Source organism: Escherichia sp. WS1118 (assembly GCF_046487695.1).
Classification (GTDB): domain Bacteria; phylum Pseudomonadota; class Gammaproteobacteria; order Enterobacterales; family Enterobacteriaceae; genus Escherichia; species Escherichia coli.
This window is the reverse complement of sequence record NZ_JBJQIZ010000005.1, coordinates 272087-290784: the sequence shown is the minus strand read 5'-3', so window position 1 is coordinate 290784 and position 18698 is coordinate 272087. Positions and strand designations below refer to the sequence as shown.

The 18698-nt window shown below is 49.6% G+C and carries 22 protein-coding genes; 10 read left to right on the top strand and 12 right to left on the bottom strand.

The window, feature by feature from the left end; all coding sequences use genetic code 11:
• Positions 1 to 80: 80 nt before the first annotated feature.
• Positions 81 to 320 carry a YobH family protein gene (locus ACJHYO_RS11730; RefSeq protein ID WP_001211011.1) on the bottom strand — a complete coding sequence of 80 codons (240 nt, stop codon included), beginning with the start codon at positions 318 to 320 and terminating at the stop codon, positions 81 to 83.
• 158 nt (positions 321 to 478) lie between these two features.
• On the opposite strand from ACJHYO_RS11730, the gene mgrB reads away from it, so the two are divergent.
• The 5 genes from mgrB (at position 479) to rlmA (ending at position 2994) form a co-directional block, all read left to right on the top strand.
• Complete coding sequence (gene mgrB / locus ACJHYO_RS11725) at positions 479 to 622, top strand: PhoP/PhoQ regulator MgrB (protein WP_000714544.1); 144 nt, start codon at positions 479 to 481, stop codon at positions 620 to 622.
• Positions 623 to 696: 74 nt separating this feature from the next.
• Complete coding sequence (locus ACJHYO_RS11720) at positions 697 to 984, top strand: YebO family protein (RefSeq protein WP_001006866.1); 288 nt, start codon at positions 697 to 699, stop codon at positions 982 to 984.
• 669 nt (positions 985 to 1653) lie between these two features.
• On the top strand, positions 1654 to 1797 hold the full coding sequence (locus tag ACJHYO_RS11715; RefSeq protein WP_001295496.1) for a DUF2627 domain-containing protein: 144 nt from the start codon (positions 1654 to 1656) through the stop codon (positions 1795 to 1797).
• Positions 1798 to 1809: 12 nt separating this feature from the next.
• On the top strand, positions 1810 to 2019 hold the full coding sequence (cspE, locus tag ACJHYO_RS11710; protein WP_001062678.1) for a transcription antiterminator/RNA stability regulator CspE: 210 nt from the start codon (positions 1810 to 1812) through the stop codon (positions 2017 to 2019).
• Positions 2020 to 2184: 165 nt separating this feature from the next.
• On the top strand, positions 2185 to 2994 hold the full coding sequence (rlmA, locus tag ACJHYO_RS11705; protein WP_000010139.1) for a 23S rRNA (guanine(745)-N(1))-methyltransferase: 810 nt from the start codon (positions 2185 to 2187) through the stop codon (positions 2992 to 2994).
• Here rlmA and mntP read toward each other — a convergent pair.
• The 5 genes from mntP to manX form a co-directional block, all read right to left on the bottom strand.
• Positions 2991 to 3557, bottom strand: a complete 567-nt coding sequence (gene mntP, locus ACJHYO_RS11700; protein ID WP_001296134.1) for a manganese efflux pump MntP — start codon at positions 3555 to 3557, stop codon at positions 2991 to 2993. The two genes, rlmA and mntP, sit on opposite strands and share 4 nt — an antisense overlap.
• 428 nt (positions 3558 to 3985) lie before the next feature.
• Positions 3986 to 4444, bottom strand: a complete 459-nt coding sequence (locus ACJHYO_RS11695) for a DUF986 family protein (protein ID WP_000156257.1) — start codon at positions 4442 to 4444, stop codon at positions 3986 to 3988.
• 54 nt (positions 4445 to 4498) lie between these two features.
• Positions 4499 to 5350 carry a PTS mannose transporter subunit IID gene (manZ, locus tag ACJHYO_RS11690; protein ID WP_000228655.1) on the bottom strand — a complete coding sequence of 284 codons (852 nt, stop codon included), beginning with the start codon at positions 5348 to 5350 and terminating at the stop codon, positions 4499 to 4501.
• Positions 5351 to 5362: 12 nt separating this feature from the next.
• On the bottom strand, positions 5363 to 6163 hold the full coding sequence (gene manY, locus ACJHYO_RS11685; RefSeq protein ID WP_000406926.1) for a PTS mannose transporter subunit IIC: 801 nt from the start codon (positions 6161 to 6163) through the stop codon (positions 5363 to 5365).
• A 62-nt stretch (positions 6164 to 6225) separates the two neighbouring features.
• Positions 6226 to 7197, bottom strand: a complete 972-nt coding sequence (gene manX / locus ACJHYO_RS11680; protein WP_000150538.1) for a PTS mannose transporter subunit IIAB — start codon at positions 7195 to 7197, stop codon at positions 6226 to 6228.
• Positions 7198 to 7514: 317 nt separating this feature from the next.
• Here manX and ACJHYO_RS11675 point away from each other — a divergent pair, with 317 nt between their 5' ends.
• Positions 7515 to 7673, top strand: coding sequence for a protein YoaL (locus ACJHYO_RS11675; RefSeq protein WP_001327808.1), 159 nt, complete (start codon positions 7515 to 7517; stop codon positions 7671 to 7673).
• Positions 7661 to 9217, top strand: a complete 1557-nt coding sequence (yoaE, locus tag ACJHYO_RS11670) for a CNNM family cation transport protein YoaE (protein ID WP_000394983.1) — start codon at positions 7661 to 7663, stop codon at positions 9215 to 9217. The genes ACJHYO_RS11675 and yoaE overlap by 13 nt, the downstream gene beginning before the upstream one ends.
• 3 nt (positions 9218 to 9220) lie before the next feature.
• Here the strand turns inward: yoaE and ACJHYO_RS11665 are convergent, their stop codons facing one another.
• The 4 genes from ACJHYO_RS11665 to pabB form a co-directional block, all read right to left on the bottom strand.
• Entirely contained in the window at positions 9221 to 10819 is a 1599-nt protein-coding gene (locus ACJHYO_RS11665; protein WP_085455373.1) for an EAL domain-containing protein, read from the bottom strand.
• A 130-nt stretch (positions 10820 to 10949) separates the two neighbouring features.
• Complete coding sequence (gene sdaA / locus ACJHYO_RS11660; protein ID WP_021580802.1) at positions 10950 to 12314, bottom strand: L-serine ammonia-lyase; 1365 nt, start codon at positions 12312 to 12314, stop codon at positions 10950 to 10952.
• 183 nt (positions 12315 to 12497) lie between these two features.
• A complete protein-coding gene (locus tag ACJHYO_RS11655; protein ID WP_000456725.1) occupies positions 12498 to 13076 on the bottom strand; it encodes a CoA pyrophosphatase in 579 nt (192 codons plus the stop codon).
• A gap of 3 nt (positions 13077 to 13079) precedes the next feature.
• Positions 13080 to 14441, bottom strand: a complete 1362-nt coding sequence (gene pabB / locus ACJHYO_RS11650) for an aminodeoxychorismate synthase component 1 (RefSeq protein ID WP_000855011.1) — start codon at positions 14439 to 14441, stop codon at positions 13080 to 13082.
• Positions 14442 to 14514: 73 nt separating this feature from the next.
• On the opposite strand from pabB, the gene ACJHYO_RS11645 reads away from it, so the two are divergent.
• Positions 14515 to 14694: a YoaH family protein gene (locus ACJHYO_RS11645; RefSeq protein WP_000457334.1), complete on the top strand. Its 180-nt coding sequence runs from the start codon at positions 14515 to 14517 to the stop codon at positions 14692 to 14694.
• Between the two features lie 119 nt (positions 14695 to 14813).
• Here ACJHYO_RS11645 and ACJHYO_RS11640 read toward each other — a convergent pair whose 3' ends face one another.
• Positions 14814 to 15113 (bottom strand): DUF1889 family protein, encoded by a 300-nt coding sequence (locus ACJHYO_RS11640; protein WP_410232472.1) that lies wholly within the window; start codon positions 15111 to 15113, stop codon positions 14814 to 14816.
• Positions 15114 to 15534: 421 nt separating this feature from the next.
• Complete coding sequence (locus ACJHYO_RS11635) at positions 15535 to 15879, bottom strand: RidA family protein (RefSeq protein WP_033555403.1); 345 nt, start codon at positions 15877 to 15879, stop codon at positions 15535 to 15537.
• A gap of 131 nt (positions 15880 to 16010) precedes the next feature.
• Between ACJHYO_RS11635 and ACJHYO_RS11630 the strand changes: the two genes are divergently transcribed.
• Both ACJHYO_RS11630 and tsaB read left to right on the top strand, forming a co-directional pair.
• Positions 16011 to 17921, top strand: coding sequence for an ATP-dependent DNA helicase (locus ACJHYO_RS11630; protein WP_000128839.1), 1911 nt, complete (start codon positions 16011 to 16013; stop codon positions 17919 to 17921).
• A 57-nt stretch (positions 17922 to 17978) separates the two neighbouring features.
• Positions 17979 to 18674 (top strand): tRNA (adenosine(37)-N6)-threonylcarbamoyltransferase complex dimerization subunit type 1 TsaB, encoded by a 696-nt coding sequence (gene tsaB / locus ACJHYO_RS11625; protein ID WP_001220975.1) that lies wholly within the window; start codon positions 17979 to 17981, stop codon positions 18672 to 18674.
• Positions 18675 to 18698: the final 24 nt, after the last annotated feature.

Genomic DNA, 18698 nt, shown 5'->3' with positions numbered 1-18698 from the left:
AGTTGAAGGTGGCGTTATATTAAACGCACTTGCGATAAGAATATTTTACTCATGAGTGAGAATCTGGTTATTTATTACCCTTAACCATTATCGACCACAATATTGCTTTTACGTAACAACGGGCAATCTGTTATCCCCAGAAAACCACTTTTAGTGTGCAGGTATTGTACCGTGCTGGTGCCTCTGGCGGTCAGATAGGTACATTGTAAACCTAATCCCGCGGCATTCTCTTTGCTTCCAATCAAAACGCCATATCCGCTGAGTAATAATCCTATCCATACCAGCGCTATCAGCATAACTGTGCGAATGATGAATCGCATTACAACCTCTTCTCTTTTTATGTTCGCTTAATCGTAGCGGCAATATGCGCTGAAGCAAGCGACTCATTCCGAAAAAGCACGAATATCGACATAGTTAGGCGCTGTTTAACTAACGCATGCTAGTTTAATGACATAAGGTAGGTGAAACGGAGATTGGAGTGAAAAAGTTTCGATGGGTCGCTCTGGTTGTCGTGGTGTTGGCTTGCTTGCTGCTTTGGGCGCAGGTATTCAACATGATGTGCGATCAGGATGTACAATTTTTCAGCGGAATTTGTGCCATTAACCAGTTTATCCCGTGGTGATATCATTTTTTCAGCACTAGATTTTCTTCCTCTCCAGCAGTGGTAGAATAGCGCCTCTACTCAGAGGTGGTGAAATGAACGAAGTTGTAAATTCAGGCGTGATGAACATTGCGTCTTTGGTTGTATCGGTGGTGGTTCTTCTTATCGGGCTCATCTTGTGGTTTTTTATCAATCGTGCCAGTTCACGGACTAACGAACAGATTGAACTGCTTGAGGCGTTGCTGGATCAGCAAAAACGTCAAAATGCACTGTTACGTCGTTTGTGCGAAGCAAACGAACCTGAGAAAGCAGATAAAAAGACCGTTGAGAGTCAAAAATCGGTTGAAGACGAAGATATTATTCGTCTGGTCGCCGAACGATAATCCTTCCTCAATCTTGAGTAACCCCGTCGTTGAAGGGTTACTCAATTCATGCTGATTATACGCACTGTCATGGTGCAGCTGCTTCAAATTAAAACTCTGGTCTGACTTCAAATAATTATCATATTATTAATTTGCGTAACGGGATATCAGAAAAAGATATTTCCCTCATTAATTTATTAGGATGTTTACATCGGATTTGTGATTAAGTGTGGTATTATTTATTAGCGAAACGTTTCTCTCTTGATTTTTTTGCTCATTCATCAATTTTTCTTATTTTAAATTTACAATCCCTTTGGGGACTGACTTCTCTTTAGGGTAATTGATAGCCGTTAACTGACTGTTTTATGAGAAAAAGTGATATAACTTTTTATTCATTGCATAGCAAAAAATGTGATATTGCACGCACTATGTAATAACTTCTCCCACTGGCCTGGAACAACTGAACTTATTGAACTATGTTAGAAAATACGCCAGTTTAAGTATCTGCCTGAACTGGCAAGGTTAAGCACAATGATATATCGGCGCGTATTTCGTTGCATAAGTGTGCAAAAAAAGTGGAAGACGTATCGAGATTTGTGCGTCTGATCGAGACATGTTTAAAAATGGCTTGCCATAATTAACGTTGTATGTGATAACAGATTTCGGGTTAAACGAGGTACAGTTCTGTTTATGTGTGGCATTTTCAGTAAAGAAGTCCTGAGTAAACACGTTGACGTTGAATACCGCTTCTCTGCCGAGCCTTATATTGGTGCCTCATGCAGTAATGTGTCAGTTTTATCTATGTTATGCCTGCGGGCGAAGAAAACAATCTAAGGAATTTTTCAAATGGCAAAGATTAAAGGTCAGGTTAAGTGGTTCAACGAGTCTAAAGGTTTTGGCTTCATTACTCCGGCTGATGGCAGCAAAGATGTGTTCGTACACTTCTCCGCTATCCAGGGTAATGGTTTCAAAACTCTGGCTGAAGGTCAGAACGTTGAGTTCGAAATTCAGGACGGTCAGAAAGGTCCGGCAGCTGTTAACGTAACAGCTATCTGATCGAATCCACTGATCTGAAGTGTGAATACGCTTCAATCTCGCTATAAAGCCTCGTCGAATGCGAGGCTTTTTACTTTGTTTTATCTTCGCTCCAGTCGTTCGGATATTTGCCCGCCGCATGATTCGCGTTACACTTGCGGCCTTTAGTATCCTACCGGAGTTGTCATGTCGTTTTCCTGTCCACTTTGCCATCAGCCTCTTTCGCGTGAAAAAAACAGCTATATCTGTCCCCAGCGACATCAGTTTGATATGGCGAAAGAAGGGTATGTCAATCTGCTGCCCGTTCAGCATAAACGGTCTCGTGATCCGGGCGACAGCGCGGAAATGATGCAAGCACGCCGCGCATTCTTAGATGCCGGACATTATCAGCCGCTGCGTGATGCAATTGTCGGCCAACTGCGGGAACGGCTTGATGAAAAGGCCGCGGCGGTGCTGGATATTGGCTGTGGTGAAGGGTATTACACACACGCATTTGCTGATGCGTTGCCCGAAATCACCACGTTTGGCCTGGATGTCTCGAAGGTAGCGATAAAAGCGGCGGCGAAACGCTATCCGCAGGTCACTTTTTGTGTCGCTTCCAGCCACCGTTTGCCGTTTTCCGATACCAGTATGGACGCCATAATACGTATTTACGCGCCGTGTAAAGCAGAAGAATTAGTGCGAGTAGTGAAGCCCGGCGGTTGGGTCATTACTGCCACGCCGGGACCGAGACACTTAATGGAGCTGAAGGGGCTGATTTACAATGAAGTACATCTTCATGCACCTCATGCAGAACAACTGAAAGGTTTTACATTACAGCAGAGTGATGAGTTGTGTTATCTGATGCGTCTTCGCGGTGATGAAGCCGTCGCATTATTGCAGATGACGCCGTTTGCCTGGCGTGCGAAGCCTGAAGTCTGGCAAGCACTGGCCGCAAAAGAAGTGTTCGACTGCCAGACGGACTTTAATATTCACCTCTGGCAGCGTTCTTATTAACCGTGGAAGTGCGTCCAGAGGATCTGGACGCCAATACCGATCAGTACCAGCCCGCCGAGAATTTCCGCTTTTTTCCCAATAATTGAGCCGATAAAGCGACCAACCATCATCCCTAATGTCGACATAATCAAGGTTGCACAACCAATGGCCAATGCGGTCGCGATAATGTTAACCTGCAGGAAAGCAAGACCAACACCCACAGCCATGGCATCCAGGCTGGTGGCAATCGCAGTGGTTACCAGTAACCAGAAACCGTGTCGACGGCGCGGTTCTTCATCTTCATCATCTGCGCCACGAAAACCCTCAATAATCATTCGCCCGCCGAGAAATATCAGCAGCACAAACGCAATCCAGTGGTTCCATTCAAGGACAAACCGGCTGGCTAACATGCCCATTCCCCAGCCGATCAGCGGCGTCAGGGTTTCGACGGCACCAAAAATAAGGCCGGTTCGCAATGCTTCAGAAAATTTCGGTTTATGGAGGGTGGCACCTTTACCGATTGATGCAGCAAAGGCATCCATCGACATACCAAACGCAAGAAGAACAGTAGCAGTGATATTCATGACAACGTCCTGACCGGGGTATCCATAAAACACATCATCGCCCCCAGCAAACATGCATACATGAACAACAAGCCGCGATGGTTTTCGCGTTCATGCAGGCATAGCGATTGATGTGCATATGGTCTCGCCTGACTGAAAGTGTTCAGTCCGTACGTGCCACGTTTTGCAACGAGTATGTTGACACGTACATTTCCGGAATCTGGAAATCAGCTACTCCCCAAATGAGGGCGCAACCTTAACATATTTTGAGAATATAAGACAACTGTTGGAATATATTATTTTATTGCTTTATTGATAACGATTTTCATTTAGATTTATATATCAATGAAACGTTAAAATAAAAAACAAATAAGGGAAGAGGTAATATAGCCTAAGCTATGTCTGATTATTAAAAATACACTAAACATAGCTTTGGCTAAATTCATAACTTATTGAGTTGAAACGAGAAGCTTATAAACTTTTTCCAAATCGTCGATATTTCGAACGCGGATTAACAGCCGGCGCTGTTCTAATTGCATCACCAACACGCCATCTTCCGACAAGTTCATCGCTTTGATTCGGCTATATTCAATCCAGACATTGGCGAAGAAAAAACCTTTTTGTTTAAAGATGATCTTCGGAACGCGGATCCAGAATATATAAAAACCCATCAGAGCCAGTGCACTTAATAACCATGTTGTTATTAGCGCGCCATGATTCGTGACGTTGTTATAGATAAGAATGACAATCAATCCGACGAAGATAACACTATCGATGCGACCACGCCGGAGCAAAGGAATTGCCAGCAGGGTGGGGCCGTTACGGCGGGGCATGATGAACTGATCGTAGATCGCGAAGGCCAGAAGTGCGGCGATGAAAAGAATCAGTACCAGGTCCGTGATTGTCATTAATCCTCCAGATAAAAAAACGGGGCCAAAAGGCCCCGGTAGTGTACAACAGTCTTACAGTCCCAGCAGGCCGCAAGCGTAACCAGCGATACCGATGACGAAGAAGCCAACGATGATCCACAGCGGGTTAACTTTTTTGCGCAACAGCCACATACAAGCAAAGGTCAGCAGCAGTGGTACCAGGCCCGGCATTAACTGGTCCAGAATAGTCTGGACAGTGGTAACGTGTTCTTTGCCCGTCTGGTCAGTAATGCGAGAGACCACCAGTGGGATGTTGACATGTGTCCACTTATTAACCAACGCCCCCATGACAAACAGGCCGAGGATAGACGCCCCTTCCGTCAGTTTTTGCAGGAAGCCACCACCCATATCTTTAACGATATCGATACCTTTGGAGTAACCATACGCTACGCCGTAGTAACGGGTTGCCAGACGCACCAGGTTAAACAGGATGAAGAACAGCAGCGGACCTAACAGGCTGCCGCTCATCGCGATACCAGCCCCCAGCGCTGCAAATACCGGACGTACCGTTCCCCAGAAGATCGGGTCGCCTACACCAGCCAGCGGCCCCATCAAACCGACTTTGATGCCGTTGATAGCACCGTCATCGATCTCTGCGCCATTAGCACGCTGTTCTTCCAGTGCCAGGGTTACGCCGAGAATCGGCGCAGCCACGAATGGCTGGGTGTTAAAGAACTCCAGGTGACGGCGAATAGCCTGTTTACGAGCTTCGTTGTTCTCAGGGTAGAGGCGACGAATTGCCGGTACCATAGAGAAGCAGAAACCCAGTGCCTGCATACGTTCGAAGTTCCATGAACCCTGAAAGAGGTTAGAACGCAGGAAGACGCCACGAATATCACTTTGAGTGAGTTTTTTCTCGGTGGTAGTTTGAGTTGTATCAACCATTTCGCTCACCTGTTAGTCCAGTTCGTTATCGAGATCGTTGTTACCAGCAGCCTGAGCAGGCGCACCGGCTACGCGGTTGTATTTCGGGCTAAGTTGGATGTAGAGCACTGCCATAACAGTACCAATCACACCCAGAGCAACCAGGTTAAAGTTGGTGAATGCTGCGGTTACGAAGCCGAGGTAGAAGAACGGCATCAGGTAGCCAGCACGCATCATGTTGATAACCATCGCATAACCAACCACCACGATCATGCCACCGGCGATATTCAGACCATTGGTCACCACTTCCGGAATCGCATTCAGCATGTTCTGTACTTCGCTGGTACCAACAGACAGCGCAACGATGACGGCCGGAATAGCCACACGCATTGCTTGCAGGAACAGAGAAGAAACGTGGATCCAGGAAATTGCTGTCAGGTTGCCGTTATCAGCTGCCTTATCCGCAGCGTGCTGGAAAGCAACGGTAATAGTACGAACGATGATGGTCAGTACCTGGCCTGCAGCGGCCAGAGGGATTGCCAGTGCGATACCTGCACCAATGCTCTGATGACCTGCGATAACCAGAATGGTAGAAATGATAGAAGCCAGGGCGGCGTCAGGCGCAACGGCAGCACCGATGTTCATCCAGCCCAGCGCGATCATTTCCAGCGTACCACCGATAATAATACCGGTTTTCATATCCCCAAGAACGATACCCACCAGGGTACACGCGATTAGCGGACGGTGAAACTGAAATTCATCGAGGATTGATCCCATACCTGCGATACAGGCTACGATAAATACCAGCACAATTTGAAGAGTGGTAATCTCCATTGTACTTCTCCTGTTTACGTAAGACTAAAGTGTGAAAACTGAATGATAATCAACACAATACGTTACTTATCGATTTTGCTGATCAGATCCATCATTTTCAGTTTCGGATCGGTGGAAACCTTACGGACTTCCAGCTCAATACCGCGCGCATTCAGTTTCTTGAACGCCTCGATATCTTTTTCATCAACCGAAACCGCGTTATTCACCTGGGTTTTACCCTGACGGAATGCCATACCACCTACGTTAACAGAGGTGATTTTCACGCCGCCTTCAACGAGACGCTCTACATCTGTTGGGTTGGTAAATAACAGCATTACGCGTTCGCCAGCATATTTCGGGTTGTTGTAGACGCGAATCATTTTGGCAACATCAACTACGTGTGCTGTTACGCCCGGAGGTGCAACCTGGGTGAGCAGTGTCTTACGAACGGTATCCGCAGCCACTTCATCACTAACAACAATAATACGGGAGACATTGGTTTCTTTGGTCCAGCGGGTGGCGACCTGACCGTGAATCAGACGGTCGTCGATACGCGCAAGGCCAATAACCATGTAGTCGTTCGGTCCCATTGGTTTTGCCGGAGTTGGAGCCACTTTGGGTGCTGCGGCAGCGGGTGCTGGCGCGGCTTTTTCAATCGGTTTGGCTTTCAGTGCTTTCACGCCTTCACGGCCTGTTTCTACTGCCAGTGCCACCAGTTCATCAAAGCTAGGGTCATCATCTCGGGCCATTAACGTTTCCACGAGCATTGGAATGTTAACGCCTGCAATGACTTCATAATGCTCTTTGTCGACGACAATGCGGCTGGCAGCATTGAATGGGCTGCCTCCCCATGTATCAACGAGAAACAGCACGCCTTTAGTGGTGTCGAGTTTTGCCAACTGAGCGTTGTACTTTTCAATCAGCGTTTCGGCATTTTCACCTGGAACGAAATCGATCCAGCCGACGTTTTCCTGCTCGCCTAACAGCATTTCTGCCGTTTTAAGCAACTGCTCTGCAGCCCAACCATGTGTGCCTATAACAATAGCAATGGTCACTTGCTACCTCCTTTATTATCGTTAACACCTCAACGTGCCAGATGTGTTTTTGAATCGTCGTCCACAATCGAATCGATTCAGATAAGGGCTACAACCAAAAACCCCCTGCGTTTCGCGATTTATTTTAGATATCGAAAAAATTATTTTATGTGATGAAGATCCGTAATTTAACTTTCGATTAGCAGAAATTTCGAAAGGTAAAATATCCTTGTCACATTCGTTTGCAAAGGAAGGTAAATCTTTGCCAAATCAGAGGCGTCTCTGATATGTTTAACTCCTGTTTAACAACCATGGAGTATAGGGCAGTAGCCCGCAGTATGGATCGTCACCGACGTCATTTCAGCATCAGGCCTTTTAACGCCTGCCTTTCTGGCACTTTATGCCGCACCTTTCGTTTGCATTTTGTCGTTACGCCTGCATTATTTCTGGCGTCGAATAGCTATTCCTTAAGCAGGAGCTTGTCATGGAATTCTTAATGGACCCCTCGATTTGGGCGGGGCTACTCACGCTTGTTGTTCTCGAAATTGTGCTGGGTATCGATAACCTGGTCTTCATCGCCATTCTTGCTGACAAACTGCCGCCAAAACAACGCGATAAAGCGCGTTTGCTGGGATTATCACTGGCGCTGATTATGCGTCTGGGGCTGCTGTCGCTGATTTCATGGATGGTCACGCTGACCAAACCGCTATTTACCGTCATGGATTTCTCCTTCTCCGGACGCGACCTGATTATGTTGTTCGGGGGCATATTCTTGCTGTTCAAAGCAACAACCGAACTGCATGAACGGCTGGAAAACCGCGATCATGATTCCGGCCACGGTAAAGGCTACGCCAGTTTCTGGGTGGTCGTCACACAGATTGTCATCCTTGACGCCGTCTTCTCGTTGGATGCGGTAATTACTGCAGTAGGGATGGTTAACCATTTGCCGGTGATGATGGCGGCGGTAGTGATTGCGATGGCAGTTATGCTGCTGGCATCAAAACCGCTGACGCGATTCGTTAACCAGCACCCCACGGTGGTGGTGCTCTGTCTGAGCTTCCTGTTAATGATTGGTCTGAGTCTGGTGGCAGAAGGTTTCGGTTTCCACATTCCGAAAGGTTACCTGTATGCCGCGATTGGCTTCTCGATCATCATCGAAGTGTTTAACCAGATTGCGCGTCGCAACTTTATTCGTCACCAGTCGACTTTGCCGCTGCGAGCGCGTACTGCCGATGCCATCCTGCGTTTGATGGGCGGGAAACGTCAGGCCAATGTTCAGCACGATGCCGATAACCCGATGCCGATGCCGATCCCGGAAGGTGCGTTTGCCGAAGAAGAACGTTACATGATTAACGGCGTACTGACGCTGGCGTCGCGTTCTCTGCGCGGGATCATGACGCCGCGCGGTGAAATAAGCTGGGTTGATGCTAATCTCGGGGTCGATGAAATCCGCGAGCAGCTGCTCTCCTCACCGCACAGTTTGTTCCCGGTATGTCGCGGTGAACTGGATGAAATTATCGGCATCGTACGTGCTAAAGAACTGCTGGTGGCGCTGGAAGAGGGCGTTGATGTGGCGGCGATTGCTTCGGCGTCTCCGGCGATTATCGTCCCGGAAACCCTCGATCCGATCAACCTGCTGGGCGTGCTGCGTCGTGCTCGCGGGAGCTTTGTTATCGTGACCAACGAGTTTGGTGTGGTACAAGGTCTGGTCACGCCGCTGGATGTGCTGGAAGCCATTGCGGGTGAATTCCCGGACGCTGACGAAACGCCGGAAATCATTACCGACGGTGACGGCTGGCTGGTAAAAGGCGGTACAGATTTGCATGCCTTGCAGCAGGCGCTTGATGTTGAGCACCTTGCCGATGACGATGATATCGCGACGGTCGCGGGCCTCGTGATCTCGGCAAATGGTCACATTCCCCGTGTGGGCGATGTGATTGATGTAGGGCCACTGCATATCACCATCATTGAAGCCAATGATTATCGTGTTGATCTGGTTCGCATTGTTAAAGAGCAACCGGCGCACGATGAAGATGAGTAAGCGTTAACGTAACGGCATAATGGGTGTGATATGTCCATTATGCCGGGCGGGCGGCGGTTGGCTGCCCGCCAGCCATTTGGGAAAATCACGTAGCGGCATCGGCTGTGCGTACAAATACCCTTGCAAAATATGCACGCCATGACTGCGCAAATACTTCGCCTGTTCTTGCGTTTCTACGCCCTCCGCCACCAGTTCAATATTCAGTCTTTGCCCCAGTGCGATGATGATATCGGTCACCGTCGAGTTAACCGCATCAGAACCTATAGCTGCGGTAAATGACTTATCAATTTTCAGAACGTCAGGACGTAATGTTTCAAGCCAGGAAAATGAACTGTTGCCGGTGCCGAAGTCATCAATCGCCAGTTTGACGTTTTTACGATGCAGCTCGCGGGCAATCCGGTAATCAACATCCAGTAAGGCATCGCGTTCGGTGATTTCGAGGATCAGTTGCTGAATCGGGTGAGCGCTAAACCAGTACTGATTGAGATCTTTTATCAGCACACCACGGCGAAAATGGCTGGGTGCGACGTTAATGCCAACATGAAACTGACTACTCATTGGGAAAACATGGCGCTGACGAATGGTTTCGGCCATCACATAGCGGGTTAGTGGCACAATTAAATGATGTTCTTCCGCGATAGGAATAAACACATCCGGTGAAATCCAGCCCTGACGTGGATTGTTCCAGCGCAGCAAAATCTCTACACCAATACATTGCTGGCTGCGCGCATTAAGCAAAGGCTGACAGAACAATTCGAACTCATGTTGCGCCAGGCCCAGATTGATCTCGCGGGAAAAGCTCATTCGGTAAGCGGTCGCCAGCCAGGCGATGTAGCCCACCAGTAAACTTAGCAGCACCGCCAGCGGTAATTGTGTTGGAAGATAGTGCCATGCCAGCGCCGTAGCCCCTGGGCCATTAACGTTAATGGTAAAAGGAAAGCGTTGCGAAGAAACCTGATAGTTTTCATTGTTTTCAGGTTGCGGAAGGGAATCTACCAGCCCATTACCATAGAGCAAATGCCGACTGTCCACCGTCAGGCTGGCGCTACTGATTTGCGGCAGTTGTGGTTCAAGGAGCATTGCCGTCAGTAAGTCGATGTTAATCATCTCCATGACCCCAGCATTGCTACTGCCCGCTGCAGGCGTCCATTGAATCAAAACCGGACTGCCTTTTATCAGGGCACGGTCGGTCGTCAGTCGTAAAAGTGGTTGCGATGCAGGAAGTTCAGCCAGAATGTCCACGACGGGCACATTGCGATAACCAAAAATGCTGGAGCAATAAAGTGTGCCGTCTTGCACCAGGCCAATGGATCGCACAGTTTGGAGTTTTGCAGCCTGTTTACGTAATGGCAAATGGGCGACAGAGCAGGGCAGACCAATCAGCGGAAGCAAGACTTCGCTACCTGCCTGTAGGGGAAGCAGTACTTTATCTAATTCCTCTACAGCGTGATTGGCGAATTGTACTACCCGTTGTTGATTTAAGTTACGCTGTGAAATAAATCGCACGCTCAGGGTCGAAGCGAGCGTAACGAGTGCGCAAATCGTACAAACAATCATTCGATTACGGCGATAGGTTTTAATGATCCGTTGTGCTTTTTGCATGCGGGCCACCCTGTAAGCGTATGGCGACAAACGCCTGACGCAACAGTGGAAGTGTAGTGGGGAAAATTACAGCAGACGAGGAAGCGGGAATAAATTCGCCCATCCGTTGCAGATGGGCGAGTAGGAAGTATTAGTCACACTGGACTTTGATTGCCAGACCACCGCGTGAGGTTTCGCGGTATTTAGCGTTCATGTCCTTACCGGTTTCGTACATCGTTTCGATGACCTTATCCAGCGAGACGCGCGGTGCACTGGTGCGGCGCAGAGCCATCCGTGCGGCGTTAATCGCCTTCACAGAGGCAATGGCATTACGTTCAATGCACGGCACCTGAACTTGCCCTGCAACGGGGTCGCAGGTCAGACCGAGGTTGTGTTCCATGCCAATTTCCGCTGCCACACAAACCTGTTCCGGGCTACCGCCCAACAGCTCGGCAAGGCCCGCAGCAGCCATTGAACAGGCAACACCTACTTCGCCCTGGCAACCGACTTCCGCACCGGAAATAGACGCGTTCATTTTATACAGTGCACCAATCGTGCCCGCTGCCATAAAGTAACGGGTATAGATGTCTGGGCTAACTGATTCAATAAAGTGGTCATAGTAAGCCAGCACTGCCGGAACGATACCGCAGGCACCGTTAGTTGGCGCAGTTACCACACGGCCACCGGCGGCGTTTTCTTCGTTAACTGCCAGCGCAAACATGTTTACCCAGTCAATGACATTCATCGGATCGTTAGACAGTTTATCGCTGGAAACCAGCATCCGGCGCAGGGCCGACGCACGACGTGGCACGCGCAACGGGCCTGGCAGTACGCCTTCGGTATTCATCCCGCGATCGATACATGCCTGCATGGTTTGCCAGACATGCGCGAAATACTCGTCGATCTCTTTCTTGCTGTGCAGCGCCAGTTCGTTTTGCATAGCGAGACCAGACAGCGAAAAGCCGGTTTCATTACAGTACGCGAGCAGTTCGGTGGCAGATTTGAACGGATACGGCACGCTCACTTCGTTGGCAGCATCCTGACCAAAGTGTTCTTCATCGACGATAAAACCGCCGCCGATGGAATAATAAGTTTTGCTGTAGACGACTTCATCGCCGTTATAGGCGTGGATTTGCATACCGTTTTCATGCAGCGGCAGGTTACCGTTATGAAAACGCATCCCGTTGTCGCGCGGGAAATCCACTTCATGCCGTCCCTGTGCCAGCAGCAGACGTTCGCGCTCTTCTACGTCGCGAATAAAACCGGGAATACTGTCGATATCCACGGTGGCAGGTTCGTTACCTGCAAGACCCATAATAATGGCGATATCGGTGTGGTGGCCTTTACCCGTCAGCGACAGTGAACCATAAACGTCCACGGCAACGCGAGTAACGCTATCCAGTAAGCCTTTTTCGACCAGATCATCGACGAACTGTTTACCCGCCTTCATAGGCCCTACGGTATGGGAAGATGAGGGACCAATCCCCACCTTAAACATGTCGAATAGACTAATCACGATAATACTCCTGACAAGGTGACTGGACTTCCAGTAACGAACTAATAACAGCGCATAGTGTAAGAGGGAACGCGGCGACTGGCTTAACTATTCACATGAATTAAACTAATCAAAAACCGCGATTTAACTAATATTGCGATGATTGTCTCAAGTAGTGTTTTGTAGATGTAAAGATAAGTATAGTCAGGGTTTCACACCAATTTGCAGCGCCAGCTCACGAATTATGCCTGCGGTCATTCCCCATACAAAATACTGTTCGTACCAGGACAGCCATACCCGATGTGAATCGCCACGGCGGTAGATATCTAAAGGATGATAACGACCCAGATGTAATGCCTGGGCGAGCGGCATTTCAAAGACGGCGGAGACTTCATCTTCACTGGCGCGATACGGCAGATCGGGCGGGATAATACCGACCACTGGGGTTACCTGATAGCCAGTGACGCTATCGACGGGCGGCAGCACGCCGATAACCTCAACGGCGGAAGGCGGTATAGCGACCTCTTCTTCAGCTTCGCGCAGCGCAGCGGCGATAACTGATGCGTCCGTGTCATCGACTGCGCCTCCAGGGAATGCCACTTGTCCAGCGTGTTTACGCAGATGAATCGAACGCTGAGTCAGCAACAACCCCGGTTGCGGTCGACGGACGATGGGGATTAACACGGCAGCCTGACGATGATTTAGGGTTTCCCGGTTAATTTGCGGGCGCAAAAGTTGAAAGCGCGATAAAAAATCATCAAGCGTCAGGCTACGGTATTCCACGTCTTACTTCTCCAGTTGGCGTAATATCTTATTAACTTTATCAAAAGTTTCCTGATATTCCGCTTCTTCCTGGCTATCGGCGACAATTCCACCGCCCGCAGAGCAGTAAATTTGTCCGTTAATGGCAGTCAGCGTGCGGATAGTAATGCTGGTGTCCATGTTGCCGCAAAAGCTCAAATAGCCAATGCTGCCGCACCAGGCATTGCGTCGGTGCGGTTCCAGTTCGTCGATAATTTCCATAGCCCGTACTTTCGGTGCCCCGGTTATTGAGCCACCAGGAAAAGCCGCGCGCAGCAGATCGCTGGCGTGTAACTGTTCTGGTAGTTGCGCCGTTATGGTGCTGACCAGATGATGCACGGCAGGGAAGGGTTCCACCACGAAGAGCTCTGGTACTTTTACCGAACCTGCTACGGCAACACGACCGATATCATTACGCATTAAATCGACAATCATCAGATTTTCGGCACGATCTTTCGCTGAGTTCGCCAGTTTCTCTGCTTGTTTGCTATCTTCCTGAGGATCGGGCAGGCGTGGTAGCGTGCCTTTAATCGGGCGGGTCTGGATTTCACTATTATCACAAAGGATAAACCGCTCTGGTGAAAGGCTTAAAATCGCGCCCTGCTCAAGGCGTAAAAAAGCGCTAAACGGCGCGCGGTTGGCCTGATTAAGCTGAAGGAATGCCTGCCATTCATCGCCAGAATAGGTCGCATGAAAACGCTGGGCGAGATTCACCTGATAGCAATCACCGCTGTGCAGATATTCCTGTACCTGGCGAAATTTTTCGCCGTACTGCTCGCGGGTCATATTGGATTGCCAGTCGGAAGTGAGCGTGAAATCTTCCTGCGGCGAGAATTGCTGGCTTTCCAGCCAGGCCCGACGGGCATTGACATCATTATGACTCAGCAAAGAAACTGTTTGACGCTGGTGGTCGACAACCAGCGCCCAGTCGTAGATACCCACTGCCATATCCGGCAGAACGATATCTTGCTGCGCAATTTCTGGCAGTGACTCAAAACGGCGGCCCAGATCGTAGCCAAACAACCCCAGCGCGCCGCCCTGAAATGGCAAATCTTCGTTATGCGCTGGGCGAATGTCTGCGCGATCCAGCACCTGCTGGAGCACCTGTAGCGGGTCATCAGTGGTCGTTGTGCGTTTTTCGCTTTCACTAACAACGGTTTCTTTACCGAAAGTGGTTAAAGTGCAAATCGGCTCGGCGACCACAATATCAAAGCGGCTATATGGATGATCGGCATAGCCGGAGTGTAAAAGCATCGCCCACGGCAGGTGGCTTAAGCGTGAGAAATAAAATTCAGCGGCGTCCTGACGCCAGGGTAAAGTAATCACAGCGGGAGATAACGTCTTCATCAGTCCTGACTCTACTGGCTATGTGCCGGGTAGCATGAAATAATTAGCGCCAACAATTTAGCAGGAGTTAACAATGTTTGCAGGTTTACCTTCACTCACCCATGAACAGCAGCAAAAAGCTGTCGAGCGGATCCAGGAACTGATGGCTCAAGGGATGAGCAGCGGCCAGGCAATCGCGCTGGTGGCAGAAGAGCTGCGTGCCAACCATTCCGGCGAGCGAATCGTGGCGCGTTTTGAGGATGAAGACGAGTAACACACTTATCCGTATCGCTTTCGTTATAGAAGCCGATGGTTATTTGATTGTGAGAAAAAGGACGCTTTTCATATGTGATTAAAAGCGTCCTGACCCATTTATGCTGATGTAAATTTAACTTAGACCAGTGCTTTTAGTTCTTCCTGCATATATGTTGAAAAGTATTCAGGATTTTTAATCACAATGCGTTCACCAGACTCCATTTTTTTTGCCCATCCAACCATTTTTTCCGTGAACCCCGGGTTCCAGCCTTCCAGGTCAGCTCGCGTCGTAATATCAGCGGCACTCGCGGGTACTCCCAGTTCTTTTAAATATTTAAAGATTCCCTTCGCCGTACTTTCATTCATCGAACTTGGTGTTGGTGCTGATACATCCATGGCAACAATGAAATCCAGGGCTTTATCTATTACAGCAGGCATATTCTTATCCTTAAAATTAACCATGTTATCGATAAGGCTATATATGACCTTAATTTGCATCTAATATCAAAGGGATTATAACGATATGGCACGAGTTAACCTGTTGACATTCAGGTGTTTTAAAGGTAGCAGCTCATGGTGTGTTATCCAGTAAGAGGGAGAAAATTAACGGTCAGTTCTCACGCTATAACCAAATTGTTCAGCTAAGAAAGAAAACCAGAGACGCTAATCGAAGGGCGAACACAACGGCATTGTTATGTTTATTTATATAGTTAGTTTTATAGCTAAAATTGAAATTATAAAAATAAATAATGAATTAGCAGGAGCATCAACAGTAATATCTTAATCTCTGGTCGATTTATGTAAAACCGACCAGTATTATCGATAAATTATCGTCTGACTTATTTTGCTTCGATAAAGCTTACACCGCAGCCACAATCTTAATTTCAACTTTATACTTCGGGTTCATCAAACCCGCTTGTACCGTGCAGCGCACCGGCGCATGACCCGCGACAACCCAGGCATCCCACGCTTTATTCATCGCCGCGAAGTCGTTTTTATCAGCCAGGAAAATGGTGGCATCCAGAATGCTCGATTTATTGCTGCCCTGTTTTTTCAGCACGGCGTCAATCTGCGCCAGCGTGTTGGCGGTTTGGTCAAAAGCATCGGCGTCGAGGTTTTCCGGTACACCAGTGTAGTAGAGCGTGTTGTTGTGGATCACTACATCAGACCAGCGGGCTTCAGCATCGATACGAACGATAGTCATCATTTTGTCCTCATTATCCTTCCATTTTCGTGCTGCAAAGACTGCCACAATGTGAGGTCGCCGTCACCACTTCAACTGGCGAAAGCGCCCTCATCCTGACATAATCCCTGTTCAAATCAACAGGGGGTAGTGTGACGGACGATTTTGCACCAGACGGTCAGTTGGCGAAAGCGATACCAGGCTTTAAGCCGCGAGAACCACAGCGACAGATGGCGGTAGCCGTCACCCAGGCGATAGAAAAAGGCCAGCCGCTGGTGGTGGAAGCCGGAACCGGTACGGGCAAAACCTACGCTTACCTGGCCCCTGCGCTGCGGGCGAAAAAGAAAGTCATTATCTCGACCGGTTCAAAAGCGTTGCAGGATCAGCTCTACAGCCGCGATTTGCCAACGGTTTCAAAGGCGTTGAAATATACGGGCAACGTGGCGTTGCTGAAAGGGCGCTCAAACTACCTCTGCCTCGAACGTCTCGAACAACAGGCGCTAGCGGGCGGCGATCTGCCGGTACAAATATTAAGCGATGTGATCCTGCTGCGCTCCTGGTCTAATCAAACAGTCGATGGTGATATCAGCACCTGCGTCAGCGTGGCGGAAGATTCACAGGCGTGGCCGCTGGTCACCAGCACCAACGATAACTGCCTTGGCAGCGACTGCCCGATGTATAAAGATTGCTTTGTAGTCAAAGCACGCAAAAAAGCGATGGACGCCGATGTGGTGGTGGTAAACCATCATCTCTTTCTGGCGGATATGGTGGTGAAAGAGAGTGGATTTGGCGAACTGATCCCGGAAGCTGACGTCATGATCTTCGACGAAGCCCACCAGCTGCCCGACATTGCCAGCCAGTATTTTGGTCAGTCACTCTCCAGTCGACAACTGCTCGACCTGGCAAAAGACATCACCATCGCCTACCGCACCGAATTAAAAGACACCCAGCAGTTACAAAAGTGCGCTGACCGTCTTGCCCAGAGTGCGCAGGATTTTCGCCTGCAACTCGGTGAGCCAGGTTATCGCGGTAACCTGCGTGAGCTGTTAGCTAATCCGCAAATTCAGCGGGCATTTTTACTGCTCGATGACACTCTGGAACTTTGTTATGACGTGGCGAAACTGTCGCTGGGGCGTTCCGCCTTGCTGGATGCGGCATTTGAACGCGCCACGTTATATCGCACACGGCTGAAACGGCTAAAAGAGATCAATCAGCCGGGCTACAGCTACTGGTACGAATGCACTTCGCGCCATTTTACTCTGGCTCTCACGCCGCTCAGCGTGGCGGATAAATTCAAAGAGTTAATGGCGCAAAAACCCGGTAGCTGGATCTTTACCTCAGCAACGCTGTCGGTGAACGACGATCTGCATCATTTCACCTCGCGGCTTGGCATTGAACTGGCAGAGTCGTTGCTGTTACCCAGCCCCTTTGATTACAGCCGCCAGGCGTTACTCTGTGTGCCGCGCAACCTGCCGCAAACTAATCAACCGGGTTCCGCACGGCAACTGGCGGCAATGCTGCGACCGATCATCGAAGCTAACAACGGTCGTTGTTTTATGCTTTGTACCTCGCACGCCATGATGCGCGATCTGGCCGAGCAGTTCCGCGCTACCATGACGCTTCCCGTTTTGTTGCAGGGGGAAACCAGCAAAGGGCAACTGTTGCAGCAATTTGTCAGCGCCGGTAACGCGCTTCTTGTGGCAACCAGCAGTTTCTGGGAAGGGGTGGACGTGCGTGGCGATACATTGTCATTGGTGATTATCGACAAATTGCCGTTTACCTCGCCGGATGATCCACTATTAAAAGCACGCATGGAAGATTGCCGTTTGCGCGGTGGTGATCCGTTCGATGAAGTACAACTGCCGGATGCGGTCATTACTCTCAAGCAGGGGGTAGGGCGATTGATTCGCGACGCCGACGATCGCGGCGTGTTAGTGATTTGCGACAATCGGCTGGTGATGCGCCCTTACGGCGCGACGTTTCTCGCCAGTCTGCCGCCAGCGCCGCGCACCCGTGACATTGCCCGTGCGGTTCGTTTCCTTGCGATACCATCCTCCAGGTAATTTGTTACGGAGTATGGTATGATGCGCGCCTTTTTATTGATCTAAGCACGAAGACCCATGCGAATTCTGGCTATCGATACCGCGACAGAGGCCTGCTCTGTCGCCCTGTGGAACGACGGTACTGTCAACGCTCATTTTGAGCTTTGCCCTCGTGAACATACTCAACGAATCTTACCGATGGTGCAGGATATCCTGACCACCAGCGGAACTTCCCTGACTGACATAAACGCTCTGGCTTACGGGCGCGGCCCCGGTAGCTTCACCGGCGTGCGCATTGGTATTGGCATTGCGCAAGGACTGGCACTTGGCGCGGAGTTACCAATGATTGGCGTCTCCACGCTAATGACGATGGCGCAAGGGGCGTGGCGCAAAAACGGCGCAACCCGCGTGCTGGCAGCTATTGACGCGCGAATGGGCGAAGTTTACTGGGCCGAATATCAGCGTGATGAAAACGGTATCTGGCACGGTGAAGAAACCGAAGCCGTACTCAAACCCGAACTCGTTCATGAACGAATGCAACAGCTTTCCGGCGAATGGGTGACAGTAGGGACGGGCTGGCAAGCCTGGCCGGATCTCGGTAAAGAGAGCGGGCTGGTTTTGCTCGATGGCGAAGTGTTACTGCCCGCTGCAGAAGATATGCTGCCGATTGCGTGCCAGATGTTTGCCGAGGGTAAAATGGTGGCGGTGGAACATGCTGAACCAGTTTATTTACGTAACAACGTCGCATGGAAGAAACTTCCGGGCAAAGAATGAATCTTAAGAGTATGCCCTGAGAAA